At 55.7% G+C, this 17,470-nt stretch carries 21 protein-coding genes, 1 tRNA gene and 1 pseudogene; 12 read left to right on the top strand and 11 right to left on the bottom strand.

The genetic code is table 11. The features are described 5' to 3' along the window. Window positions 1-319: 319 nt before the first annotated feature. A complete protein-coding gene (locus BN2694_RS08000) occupies window positions 320-1,081 on the bottom strand; it encodes a transcriptional regulator FilR1 domain-containing protein (RefSeq protein WP_167879985.1) in 762 nt (253 codons plus the stop codon). A 275-nt stretch (window positions 1,082-1,356) separates the two neighbouring features. On the opposite strand from BN2694_RS08000, the pseudogene BN2694_RS07995 reads away from it, so the two are divergent. After that, window positions 1,357-1,851, top strand: a pseudogene (locus BN2694_RS07995) (IS6 family transposase); the annotation flags it as partial. A 263-nt stretch (window positions 1,852-2,114) separates the two neighbouring features. Further along, entirely contained in the window at window positions 2,115-3,152 is a 1,038-nt protein-coding gene (locus BN2694_RS07990; RefSeq protein WP_135663909.1) for a hypothetical protein, read from the top strand. A 686-nt stretch (window positions 3,153-3,838) separates the two neighbouring features. Here the strand turns inward: BN2694_RS07990 and proC are convergent. Next, window positions 3,839-4,609 (bottom strand): pyrroline-5-carboxylate reductase, encoded by a 771-nt coding sequence (proC, locus tag BN2694_RS07985; protein ID WP_135663908.1) that lies wholly within the window; start codon window positions 4,607-4,609, stop codon window positions 3,839-3,841. Between the two features lie 672 nt (window positions 4,610-5,281). Here proC and BN2694_RS07980 point away from each other — a divergent pair. From BN2694_RS07980 to BN2694_RS07970, 3 genes are all read left to right on the top strand, one after another. After that, complete coding sequence (locus tag BN2694_RS07980) at window positions 5,282-5,623, top strand: hypothetical protein (protein ID WP_135663907.1); 342 nt, start codon at window positions 5,282-5,284, stop codon at window positions 5,621-5,623. A gap of 194 nt (window positions 5,624-5,817) precedes the next feature. Beyond that, entirely contained in the window at window positions 5,818-6,162 is a 345-nt protein-coding gene (locus BN2694_RS07975; RefSeq protein ID WP_135663906.1) for a halocin C8-like domain-containing protein, read from the top strand. Window positions 6,163-6,193: 31 nt separating this feature from the next. Then, on the top strand, window positions 6,194-6,667 hold the full coding sequence (locus BN2694_RS07970) for a hypothetical protein (RefSeq protein ID WP_135663905.1): 474 nt from the start codon (window positions 6,194-6,196) through the stop codon (window positions 6,665-6,667). Between the two features lie 395 nt (window positions 6,668-7,062). On the opposite strand, the gene BN2694_RS07965 is transcribed toward BN2694_RS07970, so the two are convergent. After that, window positions 7,063-7,983, bottom strand: coding sequence for a hypothetical protein (locus BN2694_RS07965; RefSeq protein ID WP_135663904.1), 921 nt, complete (start codon window positions 7,981-7,983; stop codon window positions 7,063-7,065). A gap of 127 nt (window positions 7,984-8,110) precedes the next feature. On the opposite strand from BN2694_RS07965, the gene BN2694_RS07960 reads away from it, so the two are divergent. Together BN2694_RS07960 and BN2694_RS07955 are read left to right on the top strand one after the other, a co-directional pair. Next, window positions 8,111-8,404, top strand: a complete 294-nt coding sequence (locus BN2694_RS07960; RefSeq protein WP_135663903.1) for a hypothetical protein — start codon at window positions 8,111-8,113, stop codon at window positions 8,402-8,404. Then, window positions 8,401-8,826 carry a type II toxin-antitoxin system VapC family toxin gene (locus BN2694_RS07955; RefSeq protein WP_135663902.1) on the top strand — a complete coding sequence of 142 codons (426 nt, stop codon included), beginning with the start codon at window positions 8,401-8,403 and terminating at the stop codon, window positions 8,824-8,826. Before BN2694_RS07960 ends, BN2694_RS07955 begins: the two co-directional genes overlap by 4 nt. Window positions 8,827-8,834: 8 nt before the next feature. Here BN2694_RS07955 and BN2694_RS07950 read toward each other — a convergent pair whose 3' ends face one another. The 5 genes from BN2694_RS07950 to hisB form a co-directional block, all read right to left on the bottom strand. Next, window positions 8,835-10,127 (bottom strand): glucose-6-phosphate isomerase, encoded by a 1,293-nt coding sequence (locus tag BN2694_RS07950; RefSeq protein WP_135663901.1) that lies wholly within the window; start codon window positions 10,125-10,127, stop codon window positions 8,835-8,837. Between the two features lie 183 nt (window positions 10,128-10,310). Continuing rightward, window positions 10,311-10,742 carry a TM2 domain-containing protein gene (locus BN2694_RS07945; RefSeq protein ID WP_135663900.1) on the bottom strand — a complete coding sequence of 144 codons (432 nt, stop codon included), beginning with the start codon at window positions 10,740-10,742 and terminating at the stop codon, window positions 10,311-10,313. Between the two features lie 36 nt (window positions 10,743-10,778). After that, on the bottom strand, window positions 10,779-11,231 hold the full coding sequence (locus BN2694_RS07940) for a DUF2085 domain-containing protein (RefSeq protein WP_135663899.1): 453 nt from the start codon (window positions 11,229-11,231) through the stop codon (window positions 10,779-10,781). Between the two features lie 117 nt (window positions 11,232-11,348). Further along, the gene (locus BN2694_RS07935; RefSeq protein WP_135663898.1) at window positions 11,349-11,870 is read right to left on the bottom strand and encodes an amino acid-binding protein; all 522 of its coding nucleotides are present in this window, start codon (window positions 11,868-11,870) and stop codon (window positions 11,349-11,351) included. Then, window positions 11,867-12,454: an imidazoleglycerol-phosphate dehydratase HisB gene (gene hisB / locus BN2694_RS07930; RefSeq protein ID WP_135663897.1), complete on the bottom strand. Its 588-nt coding sequence runs from the start codon at window positions 12,452-12,454 to the stop codon at window positions 11,867-11,869. Before hisB ends, BN2694_RS07935 begins: the two co-directional genes overlap by 4 nt. A gap of 371 nt (window positions 12,455-12,825) precedes the next feature. Between hisB and BN2694_RS17665 the strand changes: the two genes are divergently transcribed. Next, complete coding sequence (locus BN2694_RS17665; RefSeq protein WP_244605387.1) at window positions 12,826-12,957, top strand: helix-turn-helix domain-containing protein; 132 nt, start codon at window positions 12,826-12,828, stop codon at window positions 12,955-12,957. Between the two features lie 352 nt (window positions 12,958-13,309). On the opposite strand, the gene BN2694_RS07920 is transcribed toward BN2694_RS17665, so the two are convergent. Beyond that, window positions 13,310-14,113: a ZIP family metal transporter gene (locus BN2694_RS07920; protein WP_135663896.1), complete on the bottom strand. Its 804-nt coding sequence runs from the start codon at window positions 14,111-14,113 to the stop codon at window positions 13,310-13,312. A 129-nt stretch (window positions 14,114-14,242) separates the two neighbouring features. Then, complete coding sequence (gene thpR / locus BN2694_RS07915; RefSeq protein WP_135663895.1) at window positions 14,243-14,800, bottom strand: RNA 2',3'-cyclic phosphodiesterase; 558 nt, start codon at window positions 14,798-14,800, stop codon at window positions 14,243-14,245. A 54-nt stretch (window positions 14,801-14,854) separates the two neighbouring features. On the opposite strand from thpR, the gene BN2694_RS07910 reads away from it, so the two are divergent. From BN2694_RS07910 to BN2694_RS07900, 3 genes are all read left to right on the top strand, one after another. After that, a complete protein-coding gene (locus BN2694_RS07910; RefSeq protein ID WP_135663894.1) occupies window positions 14,855-15,607 on the top strand; it encodes a tetratricopeptide repeat protein in 753 nt (250 codons plus the stop codon). A gap of 25 nt (window positions 15,608-15,632) precedes the next feature. After that, window positions 15,633-15,923 carry a DUF424 domain-containing protein gene (locus BN2694_RS07905; protein WP_135665509.1) on the top strand — a complete coding sequence of 97 codons (291 nt, stop codon included), beginning with the start codon at window positions 15,633-15,635 and terminating at the stop codon, window positions 15,921-15,923. 242 nt (window positions 15,924-16,165) lie between these two features. Next, complete coding sequence (locus BN2694_RS07900) at window positions 16,166-16,711, top strand: type IV pilin (protein ID WP_244605386.1); 546 nt, start codon at window positions 16,166-16,168, stop codon at window positions 16,709-16,711. Window positions 16,712-16,984: 273 nt separating this feature from the next. Here BN2694_RS07900 and BN2694_RS07895 read toward each other — a convergent pair. Next, a tRNA-Pro gene (locus tag BN2694_RS07895) sits at window positions 16,985-17,057 on the bottom strand. Between the two features lie 122 nt (window positions 17,058-17,179). Between BN2694_RS07895 and BN2694_RS07890 the strand changes: the two genes are divergently transcribed. Beyond that, a complete protein-coding gene (locus BN2694_RS07890) occupies window positions 17,180-17,458 on the top strand; it encodes an amphi-Trp domain-containing protein (protein ID WP_135663893.1) in 279 nt (92 codons plus the stop codon). The last annotated feature ends 12 nt before the right edge of the window (window positions 17,459-17,470 follow it).

Here is a 17,470-nt window from a genome sequence, read left to right as displayed (position 1 = left end):
ATACTTTATCTGAATGTCCAATCTACTAAATTTCTATATTCATTAGATTTGAATTATATCAGATAAAAGTATATATATATCTTATATGGGTGGTGAGTAATGATATCGCGATATCCTTGTTAAGTGCAGAATATAGTATAATATAGCAATATTACTATTAATAAGAAATTAAGTAGTGAGGGGCCTATCATGATTTATCCACGAAACGTACTGACCGACTGGAGAACGGTAAATATAATATTCAAAAAACATATTAAACGGATAAGGATCAGTCCCGCAAAGAAATACTCAACTAAATTGTGCGGTAATTAAGTGGAATTTACTTGCTAGCTGTGAAATTTGAACTCTCCTCTTTGATTTTAGATATTCTAGACATCGACCATTGAACTGCACTTTGAGTTGTATTCCGGATTATAGAAGAAAGATATCCCTCAGTAGTGAATAGTAATACATATACAATGTCTTTGTCGATATTTAAAATGCCGTAATTCGGGGTTTTGTTTTTCTTGAAGATTTTGTTACCATTGTATAAATATTTTTCAACTACACTTTCGCTATCCATCAATATATCTACTATTCTACTATTGATTATTAAATCAACATTTGAGCTATTTTCTGCACCTTGGGAAAGTACTTGATTAAAATATGAGGGTATATAGACAGGGGACACCAGGACTAGTTCGTTACTCACTTTAAGATCTTCAGAGATTGGATCAATTATTTCATACGGTGCGAAATTGGACGGTCGGAATATAGACCCTCCATGAAAAATATCCTTAACAAGGTTTTCATCTAACGAGAGTGATGAAACCACGTCATTTGTATTTTCGAGTATCGAAAATGCATTCGCAAAATCCATATACAGGTTCCGAGCTAATATCCCTGTATATGTTGGTCTACAAGAACCATTTTCCCGGCAAACAAGATTAAACTCTTCTAGTTCACGGATTGCACGATCAACCGTCGCTCGGGAGTCTGAAACAGCATTAGTTAAGTCCCGCTTGGTTGGATATTCTTCGCAAACAACTTGCAAAATATTGATCCGCTTGTCCACCACCTGAATAAGACTTCGACCACACATTATACTTGATAAGCACTATATGAAGACATAAATATCCTCCATTTCTAAGAAAGGAAATTGAACACTAAGACTACTCTAGCGTTCTTGCGTAGCACATTGTTGATAGTGCGCATTCCCGCGATTTAGTTTGTGACGGCCGGTTATTGATCGGGGCAAAAAGCCGTTTAGATCCCTATTTATGATCTTACGTTAGAGTGCGACGGCAGTATCAATATGCTCTTTTGGAAGAGCGGTACTACATAATTTCGGAACGTAACTGTATGATTTGAGCAGTTATTCTTGAGGTATTTGGTGTCCAACGCGCTCGGTCAACCGTGCATAATTGGGTTCACAAAGCCGATCTACAGCCTGAAACTGGACGAAGCCCGGATTAGATTGCGGTTGACGAAACCGTGATCCGACTCGATGACGAGCGATACTGGCTGTACGCTGTCGTCGATCCTGAAACAAACGAATTACTCCATACAAAGCTTGAGCCGACGACAAATTCGGTCATCGCTCACGCATTCTTTCATGAGCTACGTGAGAAACACGACGTTGACGACGCGGTGTTTCTCATCGATGGATCGCACTCGTTGAAAGACGCGTGTAATCGTCATGGCCTCGATTTCAGATACGAACGCAGCGGAAATCGGAACAGTGTCGAACGTATCTTTCGTGAGGTAAAACGCAGAACGTCTTCGTTTTCAAACTGTTTCAGTCACGCCGCTGCAGAAACAGCTGATGACTGGCTCAAATCATTCGCGTTCGCATGGAACCAGCTTATCTGAACACTACCTGACGAGCAAGTATACGCTTGACAATGACGTGCGTGTAAGATTCCAGTGACAAATTTCGGAAACTTGTTCTAATGGGTATTGTATGCAATAAATAATCTATACATTTATTACGTCCTAATGAAATCTATCTTAAACCCAGATTGGAACAAGATTTCATTTAATGAGTAGCCAATCGTTCTCTGAGTGATACGATTTCATTCCGTTACTAGTCAACAGATAATGTAAACTACATTTCCATTGTAGCCACTATTGCGATGGATCGAAACAACGAATCTAGCAGAGAAGTACAATCACCAAACCAAAGCAGATCTCGTCGATCATTCATTAAAACTGGATCAGTTGCCTTATCCACAATCGGATTAGGACACTCTGTTGCAGCAACTTCTCTTCCGAAAGTTAGTCTTAACGCAGATACAGACCCTGACCAGCAAAAGACTGAGAATAGTGAATTTACCACATGCAGTCCAGATTATTGTGCGTATGGACAAAGTGTTTGGATCAACCACCGAGGGACCTTCGAATACTATGGGATGACCCCACGCCCCAGTCCCACTGGAACAGATAAATGGGGGCATATTTTCCGAATTACCGGCCGTGGCGAGTCTGTCGCGTATAGTAGCGGACAATCAAAGGAAGATGGAGACTACTACCCCTATCTAACCGGCCATGGTATTAATTTCCATGATTGGTCAAGTGGCACAAGCCGATGGGTTCCCGGAGAAGAACAAAATGACGGTAAGATTGCTGCTTCTCCCGCAGAAGGTGAGGACCTCTCTCAACAAGATCGTGCGGAGAGCGCTTTTGAGACTCTTCTTAGTGAAACTCCCGGACTAGGAACCATTCAAACACTCAATTCACTTCTTGATGATCTTTCCATAGATCGCGGTGCCAAAGATGACTTCCACTGGGAACTGGATTCACTTGGAGCAATCGATTACGAACACACCCCAGCAACAGATCACTTCATTGAGTTTGAAGCTCGTGCAAAACCCGGTGCACTCGTTGATATTGAGGTTGATACAAAAACTTACCTCACGTATAAGCTTGAAGCTGAAAGTCCAGTTGGCCTCCGCGGTAGCGCATTGATACAAACAAAAGATGATCCAGTCCCCTCAAGCACTGCCGAAGCTATAGATTATGGTTTTGATTTCAAGCCCAGTCCAAAGGTTGCGAACAAATATGACACGTCTAATAGAGAATATTTGATATCTGCTGATGAAATCGATGTGGAAGATATTATAATTAAACCTCCTGAATTTCAAGTTCTTGATCTGGTTGAACTTTCAGATTGATTAGCCAGAGTTTTTATTTTTCCACACGCGGAACTACTGCCCATCCATACTTCTAGGGACTCCTCGGTTGTAATACGGACCTCAGCATTAATACAATTTGACTCTTGAACAGTCCCTAATTCCGTGTATATCTCTGTATCAGACTCTTTGAGGGTGGCGAAAATATGGTACTCTGCTGGCGTCTTCGAAAACACCTCTCCAAGAACAGCAAGCGATCTACGCCCATCACTTCGAGCCGAAACTTCAATACTTTTATTAACAATTAATTCACCATCACGTTCAATTTCACTCTGAAGAGTATGCGCCGTGTCGTCAAGATTTCGTACAATAACCGAATTCAAAGTGATTTCTGAAATCGATTGTTCATTACTAAGACACCCTGTTGTGATAACACCTGCGCACACTGTGAGCAGGGACCGGCGTGATAACATAGTTAGTTTCACATCGTATACATTCCTTTCTAATACTTCTTCTTTTCGGAGTGATTCAATTTATCCTATGGCCGGAACAATATCATACCCATATATGTATTTTAATGCTATAAATAGTCACGTAAACAAAGGTTCGATACAATAACTCTAGCAGTACTACCATTGTAGTTCTGGAGTTCCGGCCTCAACCATTTCTCTATACCTGAATTATATATTCGGCTCATTTGGACTATCTCATTCGAAAATATCTCGCTATCACTCATCGCCGACCTCCGCGGAAATTTCCGCCGAACGCGTCTCGGTGGCGGCCACCGTCTCGCCGAGGACGGTCTCGACGTCACTGTCCCACAGCACGTCCATGCCCTCGATCGTCGTCCCGCCCTCCGTGGCGACGGCGTCGATCAGTGCCTCGACGCTCTCGTCGCTCTGGAGGACAGTCTCGGCCGCCCCCTTGAAGGTTTGGGCGGCGAGGGTCTGGGCACTCTCGGGGTCAAGTCCACCTTCGACGCCGGCCTCGGCCATCGCGCCGATCAGATAGAAGACGAAGGCCGGCCCGCTGCCGTTGATTGCCGTCGCCAGATCCATGTGGTCCTCTTCGATGGTGACGACCGTCCCGAGAGACGAAAGCAGGGCCGCGACCGCCGCGTCGGGTTCGGGGGCGACGGCCGCCGCCATCTCTCCGTACTCGGCCGCCAGGTTGGGCATCATCCGAACGACCGCGGCCTCGGTTCTGGCGTCGAGATAGTCGATCGAGATCCCCGCCGCCACAGAGACGACAGTCTGATCGGCCGAGAGATCCAGATCGGCCAGGACATCACCGACGGCGTCCGGTCCGACCGCCAGCACGACGATCGGCGCTTCGGCGGCCCGTTCCGGATCGGTCGTCGTTTCGTCGGCAATCCCGGAGATATCCTCCAGCACCGATGTCTCGATGTCGCAGGCGGTCACCCGGTGCTCGCTGTCGGCGAGTCCGCGGACGATCGCCCCGCCCATGTGTCCACAGCCGATGACGCTCGCGTGAACCATTTTCTGTGTCCATCTCCGGGGCTGACGGATATACCAACTGCGATATCCGGTCGTTCCGGGGCAGGAGGTTCAGTTTCAGTCATCGTCGTCCTCTCTGGTGATTTCTGCAGGTCGGGTCCCGGAAGCTGCGCAGTCGTCAGTGCCGCCCTATGTATTGGATGTCCGCTCACATTGGCAACCAACCGGCATGACATGCTTCATTGTAGTGAGTGAAAACGGGCGACGGACAAACCTACTACGATTCGCAACGAGGTTCCAATTCGAAATTACACCTTTCCGACTATCTCACGGAGATGTTTTTCATTCGTTCGCTAATGTTGGTGATAATGCTATTCGCCGGAAAAACAGGCAGCTGCGAAGGAGTTCCTACAAGTGAGCAACAATGAGCTATATCTTTGTCTCTCTTACGAGAGGAAATATCAGCGTCATCGTTGTCCTCATCATACTATTGAAATCTCAGGAACTTATCAGAAAGCTGGTCGAATATATCGGTGAACCAGTTCTATTATTATAATAAATACAATGAAAATTAGATAGAGGAGCATGAAATTTGAGAGAAAGAGACTATCTGAGAGGATGGGACTACAGTATTAGCACACTTCATACCATCTAGTAAATTAATTCTGAAATAGTAAATAATATATGCTATTGAAACGGGGTTTAGATCGAAGTATGGCTGATTCGAACCCATCGCGGCGATCCGTGTTGAAGTCAATCAGTACAGGCACAGCTATTCTTGGCACCACTGGTCTGGTTGCCGGGAAACCAAATATGAAGAAAGGACGTGGGTCAGGAAAAAGGAAGAAACGAGTTCCAAAGAAATATAGAGATATCACAGTGGTTGACTATGATGTTAAATCCAAATCAGAAGCGAAAAATGATTTGCGAGCCGTGAGTGAAGATAAGAAATTCAATGAGCTAGTTGATAAAGTTGATGACGATACTGAACTCGAAATCGATTTCGAAGCAGATTATTTCGCATCTATCGAGCTAATCACGACAAAAAGAAAGTAAATAAGCGCCATCCTGCAATAGTTCATATTCCATTTGAGCCGACCGAAACGCGCATAAGTCCGAACAACGGGGGTGTATTACTGGCCATGACGGCAGAGCATGGGAATAAACGGAAGCCAGTTTGCGCTCTGGGTATTACTCGGGAGCCTAAGTCCGAAGGGGTATCGGCTCAGTCCCGTGAGACAACAGTCGACATGAAGGCGTATGGTAAAACAGAAAACGGCATGGGAACGATAGATACCGTTGTTGACTCATCGATTGAGAATAGCCAGCAGAAAGATGAAGTCACTATTGCAATGCCAGACCTCTCTTGTTATGGTTGCTCTTCCATTGTGGGCATCGCTTGTGCGGGTGCAGCTTCTCTATCTCTGTCCAGCTGTGCGAGTGCAGCGATCTCATCGGGGGTATTCAGCCCATGGGCTGGTGGGGCGGTTGCTGCGTTCTGTACATATATCGTTGCAAATGCTGGTACACTATCATGTGCGGCTGGAACAACGGCAATTTGTGCAGGTGCAGGCTTTTGTGAAATGACCGAATGACTAACAGAGTTGGACAGTCGAACCACCATAAATGAATATTGTTTCATTGTCTAAGAACCGGAAATCAATTATACTCATCACTGTCTCAGCCAAACTCGCGAAGGTACTGTTCGGTCTAGTTCTTGTGGGTGCACTTTATAAATCTGGCAAAAAAACAATCGCATTGGGTATATTATTCGGTGGCGGCGGATACGCTCTCGGACAAGTCATTGATGATTGGCGGAACGGACGAAAGCCGTGGTTTCCAATCGAACGGGTTAGAGCCGACGACTTCCGAAACACCCCGTATCAGCGAGGGGCTAAATCAGCATGGTTCCTCGGTAAACTCAGCGCGGTAATTATAGGGGCCTATTTCGTTTACGTCGTCTATCAGGCAGGGAGTCCAAGGCTTGCGTATGCGTTCACGATTGGCGGTGGCGGATGGGTTCTCGTCAAGATTGTTCTCATGTGGCGACGAGGCCTGAAGCCCTGGCATCCCACCAAACGAATACAGGAATTCGAGTGACTTTCACAGTCACTTAGCTTTGCACGTTAGTTAGAGGAAATGAATCGCCAGACTGCGACCAGTTGCAGGCAAAACGTGACGAGATCGATGGCGTCGTACCGGTCATAATTCGGGTGAACGACAGTGAACCGACCCAATCAAGCACGGCTCGTAATACGTCCGTCCTCGGTTGAGACGACGGAGTCCGATTCATACCCCCATTTCCTCCGCAAAATACGTTAACTCGCCAACGTGCAAAGCTGAGCATAGAAAAGAGTGTAAGCAGATCGCGTAAGGGAGGAACGAAAAAGAAATCCTGATCGCTCAGAACTATCACCAGCTTCCACTCCGTTCCCGTTCTCTTCGTCCGTTATATCGGCCGATAGCCACAGTCCGGCGCCACTCACGTCCGGCGCTCACTCCAGGACGATCCGAACCTCCCGGGTTTCCCGCCCCCCGAGTTGCCGGAGTTTGTACTCCATGTCCGGTTGGCCGTCCCCCATCTCTTCCTCCGGCGGTGCGCGAACGGCGTACGTGTCCGTCACCGTCCAAGAGACGGTCTCGCCGGCCGGGATTGACTTCCTGATGGCCGCCACGGGCATGTAAGCGATCCCGCCGCCGGTCCGGTTCAACGCCGCGACGAACCGGCCGTCGCGTTCGCCCTCGTTCGTGACGGTGAACTCGATGGCCGGCTCCATGCCCGGCGTGACCGTCTCGGGGACCGACCACTCGACCGACAAGGACGGGAACGGCGACGCGAGTCGGGTGCGCAAGTCCGGATCGGGTTGCCATTCACCACCGGGCCAAACCAGAGCCGCGTCGCTCGCGTCGTCGGTCTCGGGGAGTTCGAAGAGAACCCAGCCAGACCCGCGTTTGGCATCGTAGCGCTCCTCGCTGTGATTGTACGCCCGCCAAAGCCGGAAGGGCTGCTCGGCCGGCCGGAGTTCGTGGCGGTCGCCGGCGAGCCGAAACGCTAGGTCCTCCCGCATCGGCGGGTCCCCCTCGGTTACCTCGACCCAGAGGTAGAGATACTGTGTTTTTTCGCCGCCGGTCAGGCCGATGCTGTCGGGGTTGGTCAGTTCGACGACAGCCGGCTGGTGCCGTTCGACGGTGACCGACAGTCGACCATTCCCCTCGCCCGTGGTGGGTTCGGTCGACGTGTCCGTGTCAGTCTCGGTCGATGCATCCGTTTCAGTCCTCGTGGACGTGTCCGTATCTGTCGGTGTCGAGGACGTTGGTTCGGTCGACACCTCGTCACTGGTTCCGGTCGTGTCGAGACAGCCAGCGAGGCCAGCGAGACCGATCCCCCCGAGTGTGAGAAGCGTTCGGCGGTGCATACCCGCCACTTCGCAACCCCGGATAAAGGGCCTTGAGATGACTACAACGGGCATTTGAGTTAATGGATGGGAGATGCCTGGGACAGTAGTAGAAACATATACACTGTAGAAACTACTACCCATGTCCATGGCGACCTCCGTGAAAATCGCGACGGACACGAAGGACAAACTCGAGCAGTTACAGGCCGAGATCAAACTCGAAACTGGCCGGAAGGTAACCCAGCAGGAACTGCTCGATCGGCTCGTCAGCCACGGGTTCGACTCAAAGGAGGCCTTCATCGACTCGTTCCGCGACGACTTCGAGGGGCTCTCAGAGGGGGAAATTGAGCAGTTCTTCTCGGGGACGTTCGCGTCCGGGTCGGCGATCGACGAGGACGACATCGATCGGATCCTCTACGAGCAGGAAGCAGTGAACGAATGAGCGTCATCGTCGACACCGGCGTCCTGTACGCCCACCACGACGTGGATGCACACCGACACGAGATCGCGCGTGCTGCAATGAAACGGATTGTCGCCGGCGAATACGGGCAGCCGTTCATCTCCGATCACATCTACGATGAGACAGTGACGCTCACACGGACACGAACTGGTCGATACGCCGACACAAAACAGGTAAGCAACCACCTGATCGGGCAGCCGAGTCCGTTCGAACTACTCGTCGTCGACAAATCACAGTTCCAACGAGCTATCGAAACGTTCGACCGTTACGACGATCACGCGCTCAGTTTCACGGACGCGACGACAATTTCGCTCCTCGAACAACGCGACATCGATCACGTGCTGGCGTTCGACGACGACTTCGACGGAATCGTTTCGCGACTCTCTCCGGGCGAAATCGCCTGAAAACAGCCTTATTCGATCGTCAGCTCGGTCTTTTCCTGGACTTCGTCGGCCTCTTGGAAGTCGCCGCCGCCCAGCAGGCCGCGGGTGGCCTTCTTGCCCCACTCGACGGCCGGCTGGACGAACGCGTCGACGTTGTAGAGTTCGCCGGCCAGGATCGTCGCCGCTTCCATGCTGTAGAGCAACTCGCCGATCGCCCGCTCGTCGACGCGGTCGATCTCGATGCGGACGTTGGGCAGACCCGCGTTGGCGAGGCTGGCCTCCGTGGCCTCGAACTCGGCGTCGATCAACTCGCCCAGCGTCGATCCGCCCAGGTACGACAGTCCATCGAGGTCCGTTTCGGGGATCGTCGTGTCCGCCCGCTCCTGGGGCCGAATGAACGTGACCATCTTGTCGTGAGGCCCGGCGCGGTACAGCTGCAGTTGGGAGTGCTGGTCGGTCGCACCGAGCGCTCGGACGGGTGTCTGGCCGACGCCGTCCTTGCCGACGCTCTCGGCCCACAGCTGTGAGTACCACTCGGCGTAGGTCTCAAGCGATTCGGCGTACGGAAGCTGGACGTTGATGCCGGCTCCGCGCTGGTCGAGAGCGTAGTTGACCGCGCCGTAGGCGTAGGCCGGCGAATCGAACAGCGACGGCCCCAGCGCATCGTCAGCGTCGCGGGCACCGTCGAGGATCGCCTCGATATCGTGACCCTGCAGTGCTGCGGCCGCGAGCCCCACCGTCGAGAGCACGGAGAAGCGACCCGGAACGCCGTCGGGAACGCGCAGCGACGGCAGATCGTGTTTCTCGGCGAGGTCCCGCAGGTTGCCCTTCGGCCCCGTCGTCACCCACGTCCGCTCGGTCCAGTCGACCCCGGCCGACTCCATGGCCTCCCGAACGACCAGGAAGTTCGAGAGCGTCTCGGCGGTCGTCCCGGACTTGGAAACGACGTTCAGTGCCGTCTTTGAGAGATCAATCTCGTCGATATGATCGGCCACCCATTTCGGGTCGACGTTGTCGAGATAGTAGGCCTCGACGTCGCTGTCCAGGGCGGCAGAGATCGTCGCCGCACCCAGCGCGCTGCCGCCGATGCCGACGTTGATGAGCGTCTCGCAGTCGTCGAACGGTTCGACGGCCTGCTGGATGGCGTCGACGTCGATGTTGTCGGGTTGGTTCAGCGTCGCATACCCATGCTCGTCGTTCGCCCGCCCGGTCTCGATGCGCTCGTGGGCGGCACCGACGCGATCGTCGAGTCGATCGAGTGCGTCGCGGGGGATCCCCGGCGTTGCGACCTCGGCCAGTGCGTTCCCGATGTCTACCTGCATACGCGGACGATCTAGTGGCACCTACCTACTTCTATCGATCCTGCGGTGAACGACGGCGACGCTCAACGTCGAAAAACTGGGCAGGTCCCGACGACGAGCGAGAACGCGAGAGACGATCGGTCGCGAACTGCTGTCACGACTGCCGACGGATCGTGCTCTCCGAGTGGCCCGAGCCTACCGGCCTTATTTCCCGAGGATGGATCCATCAGCGTACTGCTCCTCGTACTCGTCCTCGTCGGCCACGAGCATGAGGATACCCTCGACCAATCCTAGCAGGGCAGGGATCGTGGTCCAGAAGAAACAGAGGTACAGGACGCCGTTGCGCGTATTTCCCTGGTAGAACTTGTGGACGCCGAGCCCACCGAGGAGTATCGCGAGGATGCCGGCGGCGACCTGATCGGTGTCGCCGGAACCGATCGACGGTTGTTCGACGCCGCATTCCGGACAGATCTCGGACTGTTTGTATATCAGTTCGCCACACGAAACGCAATATCGTTCGTCACGGCCCCGATCGCCGTGTGCCCCGTCGAGCGTGGTCGATTGATCGACGCCGCACTCGGTACAGACGTCTGCCTGCTCGGCTATCTCGACCCCACAGTTGATACAGTATTTCATCCGATACGAGAGCGATCACATAGGAAGGATAAATAACTACCCGAGTGACCGACGGCGTTGCACGACGAGAAGAGTACCCGCCAGAACGACGTAGACGATGCCGACGGCGAGCACGCGGAGGTTCCCAGCGAGGAACAACTGACCGAGTCCCACTCCGTACCCGTATCCCAGCAACGCGCCGGTCGTCGTCCGAACGGGATTGTACCCGCGGTAGTTCCCGAGAGCAGTGTGGCTCCAGTCGAGCAGCGCGGGAAACGGAAGAAGCGCCACCGCCAGCAGGCTGGCGAACGGGCCGGGAGCCAGAAAGAACGCGAGAACGCCCAGCACGATCCCAGGATAAACGCCCGAACAGCGCGCACAGACGTCGATCCGGCGGCCGAACGGACGGAGTCGATAACACCGGTGGCGCCGCTCCGGGAGGTGATGAGAGAGGAGGTACGGACGCGCCTCGGCGAGGCCCCGGCGTAGCGCTCTCACGTCCAGGTCCATACTGGGAGTTGGCCCGGACGTAATATCAATCCCGGTTCAGATAGCTCGGGACTCGATGGAAATCTCAGTTCCGGTTGAGAGAACACCGGACTCAAGAGCAAGGCCGGGCCGCCGCCGTCACTGCAACTCGATCTTGTGAACGAACGGCAGGTTCCGGATCTCGTTGAGCAACTCACCCGGCAGTTGCTCGTCGGTGATGACATACAGCCGCGGCTGATCCGTGAACTCGGGATCCTCGGTGATTACCTGCCGGATCGAGATGCCCCGCTTGGCGATCATGTCCGTGACCGTCGCGACGATCCCGGACTCCTCGGCCTCACGAACGGCGACCGTCATCGACGCGAGATCGAGCACCGGCGCCAGGTCCATCAGGCTGGGGATCGCCGAAATATTCTGGAAGATGCGCCGCAACTCCGGATCCGCCAGAATGGCGTCGGTGGTCGCATCGACGACCCGCCGGTCGACATCGATCTCGCGGGCGATCCCGGTGTTGGGGATCTCGATCCCGCCCGAGACGACGCGGCCCTCGTCGTTGACCGAGAAGCCCCGTTCCAGCAGGAGGCGGATGACCCGCTGTTGGCTGGGGCTGTCCTCGAACTTCCCCATGATCGCCTCGAAGGAGGCCGACTCGTCGGTCATAGCGTGCCCTTCGTCGAGGGGGCGTCTGCTCGCCGCTCGTCGATCCGCGTCGCGTCATCCAGTGCCCGCGCCAGTCCCTTGAACAGCGCCTCGATCTCGTGGTGGGCGTTGGTCCCCGCGACCTCGGCGTGCAGCGTCAGCTCTGCGTTCGTCGCCAGCGACCGCAGGAAGTGCCTGGCCAGAGCGGACGTGAACTCACCTACCTCCGCCTGGGAGAACTCACCCTCGAAGGCAAAGAAGGGACGGCCGCTGACGTCCAGCACGATCCCGGCGACGGCCTCGTCTAAGGGGACCCGGCGGTCGGCGAAGCGGACGATCCCGCGGCGTTCACCTAGCGCCTCGTCGATGGCCTCGCCCAAGGCGATCGCGACGTCCTCGACGGTGTGGTGTTCGTCGACCCCCAGATCGCCGTCACAGCGGACGGTGAGGTCGAACAGGCCATGGGTGGCGAAGCTATCGAGCATGTGATCGAGAAAACCCACGCCGGTCTCGACGGTGGCGTCGCCATCGCCGTCGAGGTCGAGCGTGACCTCGATCGACGTTTCGCCGGTCTCGCGGGTGACTGCGGCGGTCCGGTCGGTCATACGAGAGGCAAGTGCACCCTCGTATTTGGCGATTGCGCCTGTACGGTCCCCCACGTCAACAGGAATCTCACCGCTGGCACGGACCGCTGGCTGGCTGTGAGCCAACTCGAGTCGACGGAGATTGTCCGGTGGGGAGTGCAACGACAGCGCGAGTCACTTTTGGTGATTGAGACGCCAATCCGGTTCGCGGTTGACGATCGACTGACAGTGACGTACCTGGGGACGGACGACGTATTCAACAGGCTCTACGAGTACGTTGAGAACGCCGATTACGTGAGCTTGTCGAGACGGGAACATACGAGAGTGATAACTCATCGCTGGCCGGACTGCTCACCACTCGACAGCAAGAAGTTCTCGAAGCAGCAGTCGAGTTGGGGTATTACAGCGAACCCCGACAGGCTTTCCTCGAAGACGTCAGCGGGATTGTCGGGATCGCACCGGTAACGGTCGGTGAACACCTTCGAAAGGTCGAGCAACGCGTGTTTAGCGAACTTGTTCCCTGACGTCCCTGGCGCGATCCTCACCGAGACGGTACTCACCGAAATCCGATCGCGCAGATCGGAGTTGCCGCCGGAACCGACTGCCGAGGAGTGGGGCCTCCACGAGCGGGTTATCGGTGACCTCCGCCGGGACGCCGACGACGGGGTGACCCGAATTGCAGACCCAAACGGGGCCAGCCAGTGCCGCAATCGACGCGAATCGATGACGTCGTCACTGACTACGTTATCGCGACAGCCATCGGCCAAGCAGCGCCGGCGGTCAAACGACGAACAGCCGAACGCTGGAGGGCGTCTGATCCACTTCTTCATCGCCCCTTCGACAGATGGCCCGTTGTACTCGAGTGCTTTCGGCCAGTCAAATCAGCGCGAGCGGAACCATCAGTGTCACCCCGGCGGCCAGACCACCCGCGAGTTCGCGGTGGCCACCCCCTGGTAGTGGGGCCCCCGTCTCCAGGGCCTCGGGGATGAACTCCGTCGCGACGAGGTAGATCATCGCACCGGCGGCAAAGCCAAAGCCGTAGGGCAGGAAGTCCCTGGCCAACCGGACGAACGCGAACGCGAGCACCGCGCCGATCGGCTGGGGAAGACTCGAAAAGACTGCCCACCAGGCCATGCGCCACTCGGAGACCCCCATCGAGCGCAGCGGGATCGAAATCGCGACGCCTTCCGGGATATTGTGGATCGAGATCGCGACCGTCATGAAAACCGCCAGGACCGGAACTGCCACACCAAAGAGCATCGGCCCGTCGGCCCCTTCCAGGCCCAACTCGGCGAAGGAGACACCGACGGCGACGCCCTCCGGAAAGCTATGGACTGTCAGGATCCCGAGAATGAGCACGAGTTTCTTGAAGTCGGCCTCGGCGTACTCCTTGGGATCGATATCGACGTCGTCCAACACGTGATGGGCGGCGATCACGAGGAGGACGCCCGCGCCCATGCCCACCGCAATTTCGAAAGCCGTCCCCTCGGCCAGTCCCTCGAAGATCAGCCCGAACAACGACGCCGCAAGCATGATTCCCGAGGCCAGTCCCCACAGCGCCACGTACCACCGATCGCTGATGTCCTCAACGAGGAAGAAGGGGATCGCACCCAGTCCCGTCGCCAGCGCCGTGATGAACCCCGCGACGAACACCAACGTCAAGTTGGCCAGCAGTGCCATCACCCATCTGTTGGGGCGTGACCCACTTAACAATTATCAATATTTCTACCTATTTTGGTGGGCCTAAGTCGTTTAGTGGGCCTAAATCGTGTTGACATGCGCAGCTCGGCCGGGAGATTATATCAGAATTCAGAGTTCGAACGCTTCGACCGTCGAGTACTCGGGACCGTCGTCGGTCAGGACACTCTCGGTCAGCCTGACAGCCTCGACGTCGAGGGTGCCGACGGTGGGACCGTCTTCCCGGAGCACTTCCTGGACGCGTTCTTTGCCGCCAGCGTGGTTCATGCGCGCCAGCGTCACGTGGGGCATGAAATCGTGTTCCGCTTCGTCGAAGCCCATCGCGACCGTTCGGTCCTCGATCGCCTCGTGAAGGCGACTCAGTCGCTCGCTCCCCTCGCGGACGCCCAGCCAGACAACTCTGATGTAGTCCGTACTCGGGAACGCCCCCAATCCGCCGAACTCCGCCTGGAATGGTTCGACGCCGCTATCCTCGACTGCCGCCGCGAGCTCGTCAGTGAGGGCGGGCAGCCGGTCCGGATCGGTGTCGCCGAGGAACTTCAGCGTGACGTGTGCCTGATGGGGATCGACGAAATCCAGGCCCGATGCCCCCTTCAAGCGGCCCTGGACCGTATCGACCGCCTCGCCGAGATCGTCGAGATCGACGCTGACGAACAGACGTTTGCCCATACATACCCGTCCGGTGACGCAGCCCTTAACCTTCCGCGTTGCCAACTGATGGTAATGACTGACGACTCCGAGGACCACCGCTTCTCCGAGGGCCAAGGGTTCTCCGAGCCCTACGAGGGCTTCGATCTCGAGCCGCCCGAACTCGCCGTCGACCAGGACTCCGTCGACCCGGTCGATTCACGCGTCGTGAGCGACCTGCTCGACGAACGGAATCTGGCGGACGACGATGTCGATGCAGAGAGCCTGCTCGACGTCGGGCTCGAGTACACGCGAATCCAGCGATTCGAGGAAGCAACCGAGTCCCTCGAACGGGCCGCCCGTTTCGCCGACGACGACAGGATCGCCCAGGAGGCCTGGGTGAACAAAGGTGTCGCCCACGCCGAACTCGAAGAGTACGACCAGGCCATCGGTGCCTACCGGGAGGCATTGGACGTCGACGCCGACTCCGAGCACGCCGCGACCGCCGAGACGAATCTCGCGTACGCGTTGTGGGAATCGGGCCAGTCCGAGCAGGCCTTAGAACACGCCGAACGGGCCGTCGAGATCGACCCCCGCTTTGCCCAGGCGTGGTACAACCGCGGCTTCTTCCTGCTGGAACGCGGCCTGGCCGAGGAGGCCATCGACGCCTTCGACAACGCCGTCCGGCTCGGATTCCGGAGTGCTGACCTCTTAGAACAGAAGGCTCGCGCCCACGAACAGGTGGGTGAGGACGAGCGTGCCGAGGAACTCGTCGAGGAGGCCGAGGAGTTGCGCCAGCAGACCGAAGAAGAACTGATCGAGCAGCGCCAGCAGGAGCTACGCGAGTGAGATGACCGAGGAGGGAACTGACGGGCTGTTGCTCACCGAACGCGAGACCGAGGAGGGACTGCTCGTCGCAGTATGTGACGCCGACGTGTTGGGGGAGACCTTCGCCGAGGACGAGATCTCGTTGTCGGTCTCCGAGGAATTCTACGGCGGCGAGCACGCCAGCGCGGAGCGCGTCGCCGATAGCCTCGCCCGCTGTGACACCGCCAACCTCGTGGGCACTACCGCCGTCGGCGTCGCCATCGAGCACGGCTTCGTTGAGGAGGGTAATGTCCTCGAGATCGACGGCACGCGCCACGCCCAGTTGCTCTGGATGTAACGCTGGTGTCGGGTTCCCGGTTCGGGCGTGCTTATCCGACCAGCGACACGAATTCCTCCGTCGAGTTTCGACCGACTGAAAGGCTCTCCAGAAGGGACGGTCGACTGTCGTCTCAATACTGACGGTGTCACTCCGACGGTTGCGCCATCGTTGGGACGAACCAAATACCGTGGCCCTCCTTACGAAGTTCGACTGGAATAATGCAAACAGATTAGTGTCATCGCCCCGTTAAAACGAGCATCGTGAGTTCATGGTCACGGGCCGATTCTCCGGTCATAGCGAACATACTACTGGTCGCTATCGTGGTGATACTCGCCGCGACACTTTCGGTACTTGTACTCGGGTTCACCGACGAAGCCAATCAACCAGGCCCTATCGTCGGACAGTCTACTGGGACACTCGAACCGAATCCGCCTGGATCAGGAAGCGACAATGGGTTTGTTCGTATTAGACATATGGCGGGCGACACGATACGGATGTCTGATACGGAAGTTGTCGTTGACGCGACTGCTGCCTGCGGGAAGCGTAGCCGGATCGTTGATTTACCTATCGAAGACAGCAGACTCTCCAACTCGAATTACGAGGGCGCTGATATATTTGATAACTCGTTTGCCGGTCTGCCAGATGGCAGCGCATTAGAACGTCAAAAGTACGCATCAGGCGATGTAATCAGCTTTCGGATCCCACAAACTGATTGTATAATCACTGGCCGTGAGACAATCACGGTTCGCGTGATTCACACACCCACGAACTCTGTCGTCATCACGAAAACACTAACCGCGACGTAAGCAGCGACAGGTTTCGTTCCCTTCGTTGAATTGCCGTTATGTTTTCCTGTGTGTGGGTACGTTCAAGTTCGACACGTCCTCTCATTCTGACGTAGCCGAATCAAACGTTGGTGACTGCGACTGACTTGCCCACACACTCTTCGCCGACGTGCTGATCCTCATTCGTGTCTGCTCGCTCCGCTCGGGAAAACGAAGAGCCTGGTTGTTCGCCGCCACCGACGAGTAACCCAGTCGCTGTGGCCGCTCTTCAGGGAAGTTGAATTGTGGGAGAAGTGGGCCGGCGCGAATTCGAATCGCGGTTACGGCCACCCGAAGGCCGAAGGATACCAAGCTACCCCACCGGCCCGCATCGAAAATATAGCCGAGGTTCGCCTTTAACTCTTGCGAGACGCGTCCAGTCTGGTGAATTCATCGGCGGCGGTTGTTTGCGCTACAACACTTATCCCCGTCCCGGGCCTATATCGTTGTATGCCCGAAAAAGTGCTCTTCGAGACGGAACGCTCGCTCGCCCGCGCCGAGATCGCGTCGTACCTCCGGACAGTCGCTGACAACTTGGAAGCCGGCGATCCGATCTCGCTATCGGCCGGCGACCAGTCGGTCACGATGGACCCCCCCGAACGGCCGACCTTCGAAGTGAAGGCCGAACGTGAAGGGCCGGCCGACGCCCCCGGTGAACTCAGCGTCGAGTTCGAACTCGAGTGGGACGAGAACGGCGGCGACGATGGCGGCGACCTCCGGATCGAGTGACCGGCTCTCCCG

The organism is Halorhabdus rudnickae, from assembly GCF_900880625.1.
Taxonomy (GTDB): Archaea; Halobacteriota; Halobacteria; order Halobacteriales; family Haloarculaceae; genus Halorhabdus; species Halorhabdus rudnickae.
The sequence above is the reverse complement of the archived record's forward strand: the minus strand, read 5'-3'. Positions and strand labels throughout refer to the sequence as shown.

Coding starts and splice junctions, on each gene's coding strand:
- BN2694_RS08000 (WP_167879985.1), bottom strand. CDS start 1,081: ATGTGTGGTCGAAGTCTTATTCAGGTGGTGGACAAGCGGATCAATATT.
- BN2694_RS07990 (WP_135663909.1), top strand. CDS start 2,115: ATGGATCGAAACAACGAATCTAGCAGAGAAGTACAATCACCAAACCAA.
- proC (WP_135663908.1), bottom strand. CDS start 4,609: ATGGTTCACGCGAGCGTCATCGGCTGTGGACACATGGGCGGGGCGATC.
- BN2694_RS07980 (WP_135663907.1), top strand. CDS start 5,282: ATGGCTGATTCGAACCCATCGCGGCGATCCGTGTTGAAGTCAATCAGT.
- BN2694_RS07975 (WP_135663906.1), top strand. CDS start 5,818: ATGAAGGCGTATGGTAAAACAGAAAACGGCATGGGAACGATAGATACC.
- BN2694_RS07970 (WP_135663905.1), top strand. CDS start 6,194: ATGAATATTGTTTCATTGTCTAAGAACCGGAAATCAATTATACTCATC.
- BN2694_RS07965 (WP_135663904.1), bottom strand. CDS start 7,983: ATGCACCGCCGAACGCTTCTCACACTCGGGGGGATCGGTCTCGCTGGC.
- BN2694_RS07960 (WP_135663903.1), top strand. CDS start 8,111: ATGGCGACCTCCGTGAAAATCGCGACGGACACGAAGGACAAACTCGAG.
- BN2694_RS07955 (WP_135663902.1), top strand. CDS start 8,401: ATGAGCGTCATCGTCGACACCGGCGTCCTGTACGCCCACCACGACGTG.
- BN2694_RS07950 (WP_135663901.1), bottom strand. CDS start 10,127: ATGCAGGTAGACATCGGGAACGCACTGGCCGAGGTCGCAACGCCGGGG.
- BN2694_RS07945 (WP_135663900.1), bottom strand. CDS start 10,742: ATGAAATACTGTATCAACTGTGGGGTCGAGATAGCCGAGCAGGCAGAC.
- BN2694_RS07940 (WP_135663899.1), bottom strand. CDS start 11,231: ATGGACCTGGACGTGAGAGCGCTACGCCGGGGCCTCGCCGAGGCGCGT.
- BN2694_RS07935 (WP_135663898.1), bottom strand. CDS start 11,870: ATGACCGACGAGTCGGCCTCCTTCGAGGCGATCATGGGGAAGTTCGAG.
- hisB (WP_135663897.1), bottom strand. CDS start 12,454: ATGACCGACCGGACCGCCGCAGTCACCCGCGAGACCGGCGAAACGTCG.
- BN2694_RS07920 (WP_135663896.1), bottom strand. CDS start 14,113: ATGGCACTGCTGGCCAACTTGACGTTGGTGTTCGTCGCGGGGTTCATC.
- thpR (WP_135663895.1), bottom strand. CDS start 14,800: ATGGGCAAACGTCTGTTCGTCAGCGTCGATCTCGACGATCTCGGCGAG.
- BN2694_RS07910 (WP_135663894.1), top strand. CDS start 14,855: ATGACTGACGACTCCGAGGACCACCGCTTCTCCGAGGGCCAAGGGTTC.
- BN2694_RS07890 (WP_135663893.1), top strand. CDS start 17,180: ATGCCCGAAAAAGTGCTCTTCGAGACGGAACGCTCGCTCGCCCGCGCC.